At 75.9% G+C, this 12,637-nt stretch carries 9 protein-coding genes; 4 read left to right on the top strand and 5 right to left on the bottom strand.

Annotation, left to right across the window (positions count from 1 at the left end):
- Position 1: 1 nt before the first annotated feature.
- Positions 2–1,252 carry an MFS transporter gene (locus ACH4ZX_RS17495; protein WP_398273006.1) on the top strand — a complete coding sequence of 417 codons (1,251 nt, stop codon included), beginning with the start codon at positions 2–4 and terminating at the stop codon, positions 1,250–1,252.
- Positions 1,253–1,396: 144 nt separating this feature from the next.
- Here ACH4ZX_RS17495 and ACH4ZX_RS17490 read toward each other — a convergent pair whose 3' ends face one another.
- The 4 genes from ACH4ZX_RS17490 to ACH4ZX_RS17475 form a co-directional block, all read right to left on the bottom strand.
- On the bottom strand, positions 1,397–2,230 hold the full coding sequence (locus ACH4ZX_RS17490) for an oxidoreductase (protein WP_398273005.1): 834 nt from the start codon (positions 2,228–2,230) through the stop codon (positions 1,397–1,399).
- A 303-nt stretch (positions 2,231–2,533) separates the two neighbouring features.
- The gene (locus ACH4ZX_RS17485) at positions 2,534–5,449 is read right to left on the bottom strand and encodes an AAA family ATPase (RefSeq protein WP_398273003.1); all 2,916 of its coding nucleotides are present in this window, start codon (positions 5,447–5,449) and stop codon (positions 2,534–2,536) included.
- Positions 5,450–5,653: 204 nt separating this feature from the next.
- Positions 5,654–5,851, bottom strand: coding sequence for a hypothetical protein (locus tag ACH4ZX_RS17480; protein WP_398273001.1), 198 nt, complete (start codon positions 5,849–5,851; stop codon positions 5,654–5,656).
- 117 nt (positions 5,852–5,968) lie between these two features.
- Positions 5,969–9,148, bottom strand: a complete 3,180-nt coding sequence (locus ACH4ZX_RS17475) for a type 2 lanthipeptide synthetase LanM family protein (RefSeq protein WP_398272999.1) — start codon at positions 9,146–9,148, stop codon at positions 5,969–5,971.
- Between the two features lie 554 nt (positions 9,149–9,702).
- Between ACH4ZX_RS17475 and ACH4ZX_RS17470 the strand changes: the two genes are divergently transcribed.
- Both ACH4ZX_RS17470 and ACH4ZX_RS17465 read left to right on the top strand, forming a co-directional pair.
- Positions 9,703–10,314 carry a LuxR C-terminal-related transcriptional regulator gene (locus tag ACH4ZX_RS17470; RefSeq protein ID WP_398272997.1) on the top strand — a complete coding sequence of 204 codons (612 nt, stop codon included), beginning with the start codon at positions 9,703–9,705 and terminating at the stop codon, positions 10,312–10,314.
- Entirely contained in the window at positions 10,311–11,033 is a 723-nt protein-coding gene (locus tag ACH4ZX_RS17465) for a response regulator transcription factor (RefSeq protein WP_398272995.1), read from the top strand. The genes ACH4ZX_RS17470 and ACH4ZX_RS17465 overlap by 4 nt, the downstream gene beginning before the upstream one ends.
- A gap of 164 nt (positions 11,034–11,197) precedes the next feature.
- On the opposite strand, the gene ACH4ZX_RS17460 is transcribed toward ACH4ZX_RS17465, so the two are convergent.
- The gene (locus ACH4ZX_RS17460) at positions 11,198–11,938 is read right to left on the bottom strand and encodes a Type 1 glutamine amidotransferase-like domain-containing protein (protein WP_398272993.1); all 741 of its coding nucleotides are present in this window, start codon (positions 11,936–11,938) and stop codon (positions 11,198–11,200) included.
- Between the two features lie 213 nt (positions 11,939–12,151).
- Here ACH4ZX_RS17460 and ACH4ZX_RS17455 point away from each other — a divergent pair.
- A partial coding sequence (locus ACH4ZX_RS17455) for a helix-turn-helix domain-containing protein (RefSeq protein ID WP_398273233.1) occupies positions 12,152–12,637 on the top strand: 486 nt, incomplete at its 3' end.

The following is a 12,637-nucleotide window of genomic DNA, read 5'->3' as shown; positions in this document are numbered from 1 at the left end:
CATGGCCACCACCCTCGCCGGAGCCGGTCCGCGGCTGTGGGCACCCGCCCGGCACCGGCCCTTCCAACTCCTCTGGCTGGGACAGTCGTTGTCCCTGCTCGGCGACGGCTTCAGCGTCGTCGCCTTCTCCTGGATCACCCTCGGCCTGACCGGATCGACCCTCACCCTCGGCTACGTCCTGGCCTTCCAGGCCGTACCGCGGGCCCTGCTCACCCTGGTCGGCGGCAGCCTCGGCGACTCGCTGTCCACCCGCACCCTGATGATCGCCTCCAGCTGGACCCGGGCCGGGCTGATGACCGGGGTCGGCGTGGCCGGCCTGACCGGGCAGCTGACGGTGTGGATGCTGTGCGCGGCGGCCGCCGCGTTCGGCGTCGTCGACGCCTTCTTCCAGCCGGCCCGTGTGTCCATCCTGCCCTCAGTGGTGGACGAGAGCCTGCTGACCCCGGCCAACGCGCTGCTGGGCGCCGGGTCGAGGACCGCGGCCGTCGTCGGACCGGCCGTCGGCGGCCTGGTCATCGCCATGACCCAGGCACCGGTGGCGTTCCTCGTCGACGCCGTCTGCTTCGCCCTGTGCGGCTGGTGCGTGGCGGGCATCCGCACCCGGCCCCGGCCGGACCGCGGTGAGAAGGCCGCCGCGCCGCAACCGCAGGCGTCCCTGGCCGCCCGGATCCGCGAGGGCGTGACCTTCACCCTGCGCGACCCCCGGCTCCGCACCGTCGTCGCCCTCGACACCGCCGTCAACTTCTGTTACGCCGGGCCCTTCACGGTCGGTTTCGCCACCCTCGCCGACCAGGTGCTGCGCGGCGGCTCCACCACGCTGGGCGTGCTGAACGGCTCCCTCGCCGGCGGGGCCATGCTCGGCACGCTGGCGGGCGGCGCCCTCGGCGGGCGGCCCCGGGTCGGCCTGCTGGTGGCCGCCCTGGCCGGCTGGCTGGCCGCCGGCATGGCCGTGCTCGGCCTGGTCCACAGCACCCCGGCCGTGGTGGCGACGGTGCTCGCCATGGGCTTCGCCATCGGGTTCCAGGGCGTGTTCGGGCTCAGCTGGATCCAGCGGAACATCCCCCAGGACGTGCTCAGCCGGGTCGTGTCGGTCGACATGGTCCTCGGCTACGCCGCCGCCCCGCTGTCCCTGATCGTGTGCGGCGCGCTGGCCCGCGTCGGCGCCTTCGCCCTGTTCGGGGCGGTGGCCGCGGTCCTCGCCCTCACCGGCCTCGCGGTCCTCGCCTCCCGCCCGGTGCGCGAGATGCGCTGACGCTCCGCTGGTTGTGCCGTGTTGTCGTCTGTCGGCTGCGGCGCCGTCGTGGCTGGTCGCGCAGTTCCCCGCGCCCCTTCGGGGCGCTGCCCGACCGCCGCCGTGCGAGCCCCGGCACGGAGCTCGCACGGCGGCCGGCCGGAGTCAGCCGTCGAAGTCGGTGGAGCGGGCGAGCTTCTCCCAGGTGCCGAGTTCGGTACGGGCACGGTCGAGGTGGCCGGTGATCGCGTCGGCGGCGTCGTTGCCGAGCGGCAGACGCAGCGGCGGTTCGTCGGCCTCCAGAGCGGTGAGCACGGCGGCCGCGGCCTTGGCCGGGTCCCCGGGTTCCCGGCCGCTTCCGCCCGGCAGCGCGGAGAGGAGGGGGCCCACGGTGTCCTGGTAGGCGTCCATGGCCGCGGGGGGCCGCAGCGCCGCGGCGTCGGCGAAGCCGGTACGGAACGCGCCGGGCTCGACGATCAGCACCCGGATGCCGTGCGGGGCGACCTCCGCGGCCAGGGCCTCGGAGAGCCCCTCCAGGGCGAACTTGCCGGCGCAGTAGGCGCCGACCCCGGCGAAGGCGAGCCGTCCGCCCATGCTGCTGAGCTGCACGATGGCGCCCGAGCCCTGGCGGCGCATGTGCGGCAGCGCGGCCCGGGTGAGCGCGGCCGGGCCGAAGAAGTGCAGGTCCATCAGTTCCCGCAGTTCCGCGTCGGTGGTCTCCTCGACCGCCCCGACCATGCCCCGTCCGGCGTTGTTGACCAGGACGTCGATCCGGCCGTGCCGGGCTGCCACGCCGTCGACCGCGGCCTGGGCGGCTGCGATGTCGGTGACGTCCAGGGGCAGCGCCTCGACCTGGCCCGGGTGCGCGGCGACCAGGTCGTCGAGCAGCGCGGTGCGGCGGGCGGCGGCGACCACGATGTCACCCGCGGCCACCGCCGCCTCGGTTATCGCCCGGCCGAACCCGCTGCTCGCCCCGGTGACCAGCCATACCTTGTCCATGTTGTTCTCCTTGCTGCCGGGCGCTCCGCCGTCCCCGGCGGTCTGTCGTGAACTACCTTGCAGGGCAAACCAGTTGCCCGCACAAGATTCGCTCTGAAAGCCGGTGATCAGGTATGTTCACGGACAGGACCGGCGCGAAGCGGCCTGAGCACGGCCGGCGCGGCGCCGCTGCCGCATGTCCGGCGCGGGCAGAGCGCCCCGAAGGGGCGCGGGGAACCGCGCGACCGGCCACGGTGGTGCGGCAGTCGACCGATGGCACGCCGCGGCACGCCGCGGCACGGCATGGCACTGCCGGCGGAGCCCTCAGGTGTCGCGCAGGGCGGCCGAGCGGGCGCACAGGTCCGTGCGGTTGGCGGCGCCCGTCTTCGTGATCAGGCTCGCGATGTGCTTCTCCGCCGTGCGCGGTGAGATGAACAGCCGGTCGGCGATGTCCTTGTTGGTCAGCCGCTCCGCGAGCAGCCGGAACACCTCGAACTCCCGCACGGTGACGCCCTGGGCGCGCAGCTGGTCGGGGATGCCGCTGGTGCCGGTGCGGTGCTGGTGCACGGAGGCGCCGAGCCGCCGCAGCCCGGCCCGGCAGGCGCCCGTGACGGCCTGCACGTCCCGGTCGTGGAAGTAGTGCTCCGCCCGCCGCAGCCAGCCCACCGGATCGCCCCAGCCGTCCTGGTGCGCCGCGTCCGCGATCAGCCGCAGCCCGAGGTGCCGGGCCAGCGGATACGGCTCGGCCACCGCCAGCGCGGACTCCACCGTCGCCGCCGCCCGCTCGCCCGCGCCCTCGCGGCCCAGCAGGACGGCGTCGGCGAGCAGCACGAACTGGCGGTTCCAGCGCATCCGGGCGACCGCGGTGTCGGTGATCTCCTCGTGCCGGGCCCGGTCCGCGTCCCCGGCGAGCACGTCCAGCAGCAGTCCCAGGCCGTGGGTGCCGCTGAGGTGGTAGGTGGAGGGGTTGCCCGCCTCGATCTCCAGCACCTGCCGGATTTCCTCGCGGGCGAGTTCGCGGTCCTCCTCCAGCAGCGCGCAGAAGACGCGGGCCAGACCGCGGCTGAGCGGTTCCTCCTGCGAACCGGCGCCGTCCCACTCCGCGAACGCCGCCAGCGCCCGCTCCATCGCGGCCCGGTCGCCGTGGTGGGCCTCCAGGACGGCCTGCGCCATCAGGACGTACCGCACGGCGGGCGCGAGGCGCAGCCGCCGTACGACGGCCAGGCACTCGGCGGCGGCGGACCGGGCGGTGCCGTAGTCGCCGCGCAGCACCGCGTCGAGGACGAGGATGCCGTCCACCGTGTGGACGATGTTCACCGAGCCGAGCCGCAGCGCCTCCTCCCGGGCCGCCAGCAGCCCCGAGGCGTCGCCGTCGGCGAGCCAGGCGTTGCCGCCGAGCCGGGTGGCCGCGTACATGCGCTGCAGCGGCAGGCGATGGCGTTCCGCCGTGGCCAGGGCCTGCTCGAGCATCGCCTCCGACTCCTCCGGGTCCCGCTTGCGGGCCACGGTCGCGAGGAGTTCCAGCGCCTGGCAGGCGACGACGGGCAGCCCGTACCGTTCGGCGGTGTCGGCGGCGGACCGGGCGAGTTTCTCGGCGTGCTGGGTGCGGTCGGGGCCGGGCGTGTCGAGGGCCAGGTAGGCGGCCGTGACGTCGACGGCCGCGGTGGCCGGCTCGTCCGGGGCGGCCGCCAGCACCTCGCGTGCGCGGGCTGTCTGCCGGTTGCCGTCGCTCCACCGGCCCGCGGTGTGGGCGACCTTGGCCAGCCGGGTGTGCAGCGTGGCCAGGCGGACGGGGCTCAGCCCGGAGCCGTCCAGCGCGTGCAGGTCCTCGGCCAGGTCGAAGGCGCGGGCGAAGTCGCCGGCCTCGGCCAGGGCCGGCAGCAGGTTCTCCAGCACCGCGGCCCGCGCCTGCGGGTCGCCCGCGTCGGCCAGCAGACTCTCGGCCCGGCCGAGCAGGGTCACGGCGGAGCCGAGCGCCCCCGCCGCCAGCGCCCGCCCGCCGGCGTCCGCGAACAGCAGGCCGGCCTGCACCTTGTCGCCGGCCTCGCCGCGCAGCCCGGCGGCCAGCGTGCACCAGTCGCCGGTCAGACCGGGGTGCAGCTCCTCGATCGCCTCCGCGCCCCGCCGGGCCAGCTCGGCGCGCCGGGTCGGGGTCATCTGCGTGAAGAGGGCCTCCACGGTGAGCGAATGCCGGAAGGAGTACCAGTCGGGGGCCGGCTCGTCGGGAACCACCAGCCGCGCCGCCACACCGGCGTGCAGATGGCTGAGCAGGGCCCGGTCGTCGACGCCGGTCATGCGCTGCAGGACCGTGAGCGGGAAGCGCCGGCCGAGCACGGCGGCGGCCGACAGCAGGGTCAGGCCCTGCGCGCCCAGCCGGTCGATACGGCGCAGTATTCCGCGCGCCAGCGTGGACGAAACGTCACTGCGCAGGTCGCCGACGGCCCGCCAGCCCTCCGGGCCCTGCACCAGCGTGCCGGCCCCGATCATCGACTGCAGCAGTTCCTCGATCAGGTACGGGCTTCCCGAACTGTCCTCCCACAGCCGCTCCAGCACCGCCGCGGGCACCTCGTCCGGGCCGTCGGCACCGAGCTGGGCCGCGATCATCTCGTACGCCTGGGGGCGGGTCAGCGGCGGCAGTTCCACCAGGGTGGCGGCGCCGCGCCGGCGGGCGGACTGCGCGAGGTCGAGGGCGTCGCTGAAGTCCGTCCGGACCGTGGCCAGCAGCAGTACGGGCGTGTACTCGAGGTTGTCCACCAGGTATTCGAGGACGCCGAGCGTTTCCGGGTCGGCGTCGTGCAGGTCCTCAAGCAGCAGCAACTGGCCCTGCCCGCGCCCGGCGGCGATGAGCAGACGCAGCACCGCCTCGCCCAGGATCACCATGGAACTGCTGTCCCGTTCCCCGGTGTTCCACTCGGGGATCAGCCGCCCCAGAACCGGGCGGTAGGGGCCGAGGGCGAGGTCGTCCATGGGTTCGCCGCCGCGGAACAGCGACATCAGGGCTTCGGTCAGCGGCCGGAACGGTACGGCCGGACCCGTGGTGCTGCTGCGGCCCCGCAGCACCCGCATCCCGGCGCCCAGCGCCTCCCCGACGGCCTCCGCGGCGACCCGCGACTTGCCGACGCCCGCTTCTCCCATCAGGAAGACGACACCGCCGCGGCCCTGTCGCGCATCGGCCAGGGCACGTTCGAGCAGGGCCAGTTGGGAGCCCCGTCCGACCAGGGAAGGCGCATGGGAACGCATGAGCGCAGATAGTAATCGGAACACCGGGTCCCGCGGCAGATCGCAAGGCACCCGAACGGTCCGCTGCTGCCGCCGCTTCAGCCGATCGCCGCCACCGCCGCTGTAGCCAGTCGCCGCCACCGCCGCTTCAGCCCCGTGCCGACACGGCGGCGCGGGCCCGCCCGGCGGGCCCGCGCCATCATGCGTGTCAGGACTGACGGTGTGTCACTGCGGTGCGGAGACCGAGGTGTCGAGCGTGCTGAGGGTGATGACGATGCCGCTGGTGAGCACCAAGCCGGCCAGGACACGGGCGCGGGCGCAGGCGCGGTTGCGGCCCTTGAGCGTGATCCCGCCCGCGGCGTCCTGCTCGTCGGCGGCGGTCTCGGTGACGTCGGCGGCGGTGGAGGCGAGGTGCTTGTCCATGGCGGTGAGATCCCCTTCTGGCGTTCGTGCGGTCGAGCACGGTGGGAGGTGACGGAGGTGCCGTGGTGCCGTGGTGCCGTGGTGCCGTGGTGCGGAGGAGCGGAGGAGCGTGAGCGGTCAGTGACCCGGCTGTCCCAGGAGCAGGACGGACGGGACGGTTTCGGGGTGGGCGAGGCGGAGCAGTCCGTAGCCGATGCCGGACAGTCCGGTCAGCAGCCCGGGGGAGGGAACGTGGTCGGGGGTGGCGCAGCGGTGGCTCTGCGCCTCGACGAGCGCGAGCACCTGTCCGGTACGCCGGCTCAGCGTCGCGGCGGCGGTCGCGTCGCCGCGCCGGGCGAGCACGGCCAGGGCCTCCAGCGTGCCGAGGGTGCCCTGCCCGAGGCTCAGACCGGGGCCGACCTCGACGTCCGCCAGTCCGGCCGCGAGTCCGGCCGGCAGCGCGCCGGCCACGGGCAGTGCGGCGGCGGCCGCCACACCGGCGGACCCGGAGGTCCAGGAGGGGTCCGCGTGCGCGGCCGGCACGTCCCGGACCGCGGCGCGCAGCAGGGCGTCGGCGGCGCCCGCGTGCGCGGCGGCGCGCTCCGGGCGACGGCCGGCGTAGCGCCGCAGCGCCCAGCCGATCCCGGCCGCCCCGTGGGCGAAACCCGGGCCGCGGGCCGGGCCCGCGCTCGCGCGGGCGGCACTCGTGCCGGCGGCACTCGCGCCGCGATCCGAGCCCCCGGTTTCGCCGCCGGTCCGGTCCGGTCCGCAGGCCGTCACCAGCAGCAGGTCCGCCACGGTGTCCGCCAGCCGCAGGGCCTCGGGCGACCCCGTCGCTTCGTGTACGGCGACGGCGGCTGCCAGTGCCCCGGCCGTGCCGGCGGCCAGCCCCGGCTCGGCGCAGGCGGCGACCGCGTGCCCGAGCGCGGTGAGCGCGTCGGGCAGGCACCCCGTCAGGTCCTCTCCGAGCAGCGCCGACAGCCTCGGCAGCGCGTAGACGATGCCGGCCAGCCCGTCGTAGGCGCCGGGTCCGGCCGCCGCGCTCAGCTCGGGGTCGGCGGCCAGCGCCTTCATCAGGGCGGGCAGCGGCAGGACCGCCTCCCGCGCCAGCGTGGCGTACCGTCCGGCCCCGGTCAGCGCGTCCGTCTGGGCGAGGAACAACGCCACGCCGCAGTAGCCCTGCCCCAGCCCGGCACCCATCGGCAGCACGGCCCAGTGCGGTCCCGAGACCTGCTCCAGGCCCAGCCAGTTGGTGCGGCCGCCGCCGTGTATCGCGCGGGCGGCGATCTCGTCGGCGATCCCGCACACGGCGGCCAGCAGCCGCGAGGTGTCGGGCACGACCTCCGGGACCTGGGCGATGGCGAGTTCGGACCGCCGCGCCAGGGGTGAACCGGCACCCCGCGCGGCCAGCGTGGCCGAGATGATCCACTCCTGGTCGTGGCAGTCGACCTCGTCCATCCGGGCGAGCTTCGCGCCGACCGCGGCCAGGCTCGCCACGGGCAGCACCTCCGGCAGCCAGGTGCGGTCGGCCGTCCGGACCCCGGTACCGGACGGCCGGTGCACGAACAGCGGTACGTCGCCGCGCCACAGGTCGGCGGTCTCCTGCTCGACGAGCCGCCGGCGTGCCTCGTCGTGCTCGGACTCGGTCCACAGCACCGCGAACACGCCCTCCCGGGCGAGCGCGTCCCCGAGCAGGGACGGGTGCGTGGACTCCTCCAGCAGCGTGGCGTACAGGCGGGTGGAGCGGACGATCAGCCGGGCCGGGCTGTCGGCGTGCATGGCCAACAGCCCCTCCGGAGCCAGCAGTTCGCGACCGTGCGCGGCGAGGGCCGCGTAGCCGGTGCGGAATCCCTCCAGCAGCGCCGCCCGGTGGTCGGCCGCCTCCAGGGGCGCCCCGTCGGGCAGCGGCTGGTTCTGCGCGGCGGGGCTGGGCAGCGGTGCCCGTACGGCCCGCATCGTGTCCCTGCCGCTGTCCTCCCAGCGCAGGCCCTCGCTCGGGAAGGTGCCGTCGGTGGACCGGCCGAGCGCGGAGATGTCCAGCGCGCCGTGCTCGCCGATCAGCAGGTGGGGCAGCAGGCAGGTGCGGTGCACGGAGGCGTGCAGGGCGTCCGCGGCCGGGTCGGCGCCGGCCGTCATGGCCTGCGGCAGCCCGGTGTGCAGCAGGGTCTCGGCGTCCACCAGGACCGGCTGGTCGCCGCAGGCGATGACGTTCTCGTAGTGCATGTCGGCGCCGTCCACCGCGTACAGCAGGGCCAGCAGCGCACCTTGGCGCCGGTAGAAGGCGTTGGTCTCGGCCATCGACCGGCACCAGCGGTGCTCCACGAACTCCAGCCAGCCGTACGCCGGCCGGCGCACACTGCGCGGCGTGCGCAGCGCCAGGCCGGGCACCTTGGCGTTGAGCCAGGCCACCAGGTCGTCGAGCAGCGCGTGCTGGCCGAGCGGGCGGGGCTTGTAGACGACCCGGTCCCCGCCGGCGAAGCGCAGGATCGCGACCGCCCGGTTGCCCTGGTGGGCGTCACCGAGACCGAGGTCGACCCCGGCCAGCGCACCGGGCTCGCGCCCGCCGAGCAGGCCGGCGACCAGGTCGTCCCGGTCGGCCCCGAACCGCGTCAGCAGCTCCGCCGCCGCGTCCGCCGCGTCCAGCGCGGTCTGCCCGAGCATCCGGGCCAGCACCGGGTAGGCGGCGACGAGCGCGGAAAGCCCCTGCCGGGTACCGGTCGCGGTGACGAACGAGGCGAACCGCTCGCTCGGGTCCGCTCCGGCGAGCCGCCCGGCACGCCGGGCGAGGGAGAGTTCGTGGACCAGGGTACGGGCGGCCTGCCGGACCAGCTGCTCGGTCAGCCGCCGCTCGAACGCCGCCTGCCACACCGCCTGTTCGGCGACGGGAAGGCCCGGCAGGAGACCGGCGAGGCGGTCCGCGGCCGGGGTGACGAACGGCCGTACGACGGTGGCGAAGACCTCGGGACCCACACCGTCCGCGGCCGGCTCGACCTCGGCCGGGCTCTCCGGGGCGGCGTCCAGGGCCGCTTCGGCGTACCCGGCCCAGCGGGGCTTGGCCGCGCGGGCGGCGAGCAGCTCGGCGGGTTCCGCCGCGAGAGCCGCCGCGGTCGCCGCCTCCACCCGGAGGTGGGCCAGCCGCAGCGCGAAGCCCTCGCTGTCCCCGGCGGCCCAGGGAGCGCGCCCGGCGGCGGAGCCGGCGGGCGCCGCCGGGAGGCCGGGGGCGGCGAGCCGTTCCGCGAGGGACAGCGCCGGGGCCCACCAGGCGAGCGGCAGGCCGGCGCTCCGGGGAGTCGGGAGGCTGGTGGCGGTCTCAGTCACGTCACCGAAGGTGGCAGACGCCCTACGACCCCCACATGGGGAAGTGACCCCCATATTCCCTGCCGGCCCGCCCCACCGGGTGGGGAACGGCCGCCGCGGCGACACCGCGCGGTGCGGACAACCGCAGGCCGCACCGGGGAGAACCGCAGGCCGCACCGGGAAGAACCGCACGTCAGCGCCCCTGCCCGGCGTCCTGGGCAGGGGCGGGCCGACCACCGTACGGCCGCCCTGCCCAGGGGCGCCGCGTACGGGTGTGCGCCACCCGCTCCGGGCGGCCCGACCCCCATCCCCGCCCGCCGCGCCCGCCTCGTACGGGTGTCCGCCGCGCCGCCCACCGCCGGACCGGGCCCGAGCAGGCCCGAACAGGCCCGGACGGGCCCGCCGCGCGCGGGGCGACCGGAGCCGGGCCGCCCGCCCGGTGGGAGGGGGACGGAAAAGGTGGGGACCGACTACCGATGCTCCCGCGGCCCCGCCGGGCGCACGGTGTCGTGCAGAACCCCCCAGACCGCCCGCCGTGCTCACCACCGGGCGGACGACCTTCCAAGGAGCAGCAGATGGGAGCACCTGTACCCGTCGGTGTGGTCGCCCTCGACCCGGTGCTGGAAGCCGGCACCCGCAGTACCCTCCTCGCCTGCCCGGAACTGACCCTCTGCGAGCCCGGCGACGCCCGGGTCGCCGTACTGACCGTGGACCGGCTCGGACCGGCCGAACTCGACATGGTGCGCGTCACCCGCGCCCACCCGCAGCGCCCCGCCGTCGTCCTGGTGGCCGGCGCCCTCGCCTCCGGCGACGCCCTGCACGCCCTCGCCGCCGGCGCCCGCGGCCTGCTGCTGCGCCGCGAGGCCGACGCCTCCCGCCTCGGCCACGCGGTGCTGGCCGCCGCCGAGGACGACTGCACCCTCCCGACGGACCTGCTGGAACAGGTCCTGGACCGCCCGGCCGACGCCCGGCACGGCAGCGGCGGCTGGGCCGGCGGCACCCTGTCGGACCGGGAGCGGTCGGTGCTGCGCCTGGTCGCCGACGGGCACGAGACGGCGGAGATCGCCCAGCGCCTCGCCTACTCGCCGCGCACCGTCACGACCGTCGTGCACGACATCACCCAGCGCTTCCGGCTGCGCAACCGCGCGCACGCGGTCGCCTACGCGCTCCGGGCGGGTCTGCTGTGACGGCCACCCTGGCGCCCGCGGCGCCGCTCGCCCCCTCCGCGCCCCTGGAACCCGCGCCCGTCGGGCCCCTCGCGTCCGTCGCACCCGCCGGTCCGCCCGCCGTGCGCGTCGCGTCCGGCGGGGCCGCCGTGGCCCCAGCTCCGGCGGCCCTGCGCGTGCTGCCCGCACGCGGCGCGGACCGGGTCCGCGCGCTCGCCCGCCGCGCGGGCCTGAGCTGCGTCGACGGGCACCCGGAGGCGGGGACCGTCACCGTGGTCGTCGCGCAGGACGCCGAAGAGGCCCTGCGCGGCCCGTGGACCGCAGGACCGCTGCTGCTGGTGTGCGACACCGTCAGCCGTACCGGCCTGCTGCGGGCGCTGCGCGCGGGCGCGGTGGTGCTGCGGAGCGAGGACCTCACGCCGGAGACCCTGACGGCGGCCGTCCGGCGCGCCGGACACCCGCACCCGTGCATCCCGTACCCGGAACTGTCCCACCTGCTGAACGGCGGCCCGCCGCCCGGCCGGCCGGACCGGAGCGGCAGCAGGCCACCGACCCTGACGGCACGTCAGACCTCCGTGCTGCGCCTCATGGCCGAGGGGCACGCCAACGCGGACATCGCGCGGCTGCTGGACTGCTCCGAACACACCGTGAAGAACGTCATCTACGAGATCATGGCGCGCCTCCAGGCCCGCAACCGGGCGCACGCGGTCGCCCACGCGGTCCGCCACGGGCTGGTCTGACCGGCCGCCGGACGACCGCCGCCGGACGACCGCCGCCGGACGCCGGCCGTCGGACGCCGGCCGGCAGCTGCCGGACGACGCAGACGCGGGCGCGGGGGACGGGAGACACGGCCGGCGAGCACGCCGCACCCGTCGCCCCGCGCGGCCCGTCGCGGTCGACCGTGTCAGAACCGGGGCGTGGGCAGCAGCCGCGGTTCGATCCGCTCCTCCACGGCCCCGTCGCCCCCGCGGCTGACCAAGTAGGCTCCCTTGCCCGGCAGTTCCGTCACGGCCTCGACCAACTCGGTGCCCCGGTAGACCAGGCCCACCCCGTCGTCGGTGCAGTGGGCCGTGCGGAAGGCGCCCTCGGCGACCAGCCGGTGGATCAGCGGGCGCCGGCCCGGGTCGGAGTCGTAGTGCACGCCGTTGCCGTACGGCAGCAGGCCCAACCCGTCGCTGAACGGCCGCAGTCCGGGCCCGAAGGAGTCGGTCGCGCCGCCCTCGAACCAGCAGAGCGAACCCGCGCTGACCCCGGCGAGCACCACGCCCGCCCGCCACGCGCGCCGCATGATCGCGTCCAGGCCGTGCACCCGCCACACGGCGAGCAGGTTGGCCACCGAACCGCCCATCACCCAGGCGACGTCGTGATCCAGGACCGTGCCCTCGACGTCCTCGACGTTCGGCATGGGGAACAGGTACAGGGGGGTGAGGTCGAAGCCCGCCACCCGGGCGGCCTCCGCCACCCGCGCCGTCACGTGCTCGGCGTCACCGGTCGCCGTGCCGACGTACAGGACGCGCGGACGCCTGCCGTGCACGCCGGAGAGATCGACCGCGTGGTGGACCAGGGCATCGAAGAGCAGCCGGGTCCGCGTGCCGACGCGGTGCCCTCCGGAGGTGGCGAGGATGGTCGGTACGGCAGCGGTCACGCGCGCGATCGTAGCGCGCCCGCCTCCGCCCCCGGGGGGAATCCGGAGAGGCGGGGCGCGCCGGCGTACGCCCCTGGGCCCACAGAGACGGGCCCACAGAGACGGGCCCACAGAGACGGGCCCACAGAGACGGGCACACAGAGGGTGGATTCAACTGGTCGTCGCAACACCTTGATCTCGGAGGTGTGCGACGTGGCCACGGCGCACTGGAGTTTGAAGACCAGCGATGTTCCTGAGGGGCGGCGTCGGCAGTGGCGCGCTGACCGTGCGTTGCGGCCGGCGATGCGCTCGCCGGGGCGGCCTGATCCGTCTCGGGTCGTGCAGCGCCAGTTCTGGCGACTGATCGCCACGGGGATCACGACGGCCGAGGCGTCGCTGGCGGTCGGCGTGTCGTGGCCGGTGGGTGCGAGGTGGTTTCGTCACGCTGGCGGCATGCCTCCGATCTCGTTGGCCGAGCCCTCGGGCCGGTACCTCACGTTCGAGGAGCGCGAGGAGATCGCGATTCTCAGGGCGATGAGCAAGGGTGTGCGCGAGATCGCCCGTGCCCTGGGGCGTGACCCCGGGACGATCTCTCGCGAACTGCGCCGCAACGCCGCCACGCGCAGCGGCAAGCAGGAGTACCGCGCGACGGTCGCCCAGTGGAAGGCTCAGCAGGCGGCCAAGCGCCCGAAGAGCGCGAAGCTCCTGGGCAACGACCGG

Origin of the sequence: Streptomyces sp. NPDC020490 (genome assembly GCF_044335305.1) — a bacterium.
Taxonomy (GTDB): Bacteria; Actinomycetota; Actinomycetes; order Streptomycetales; family Streptomycetaceae; genus Streptomyces.
The sequence above is the reverse complement of the archived record's forward strand: the minus strand, read 5'-3'. Positions and strand labels throughout refer to the sequence as shown.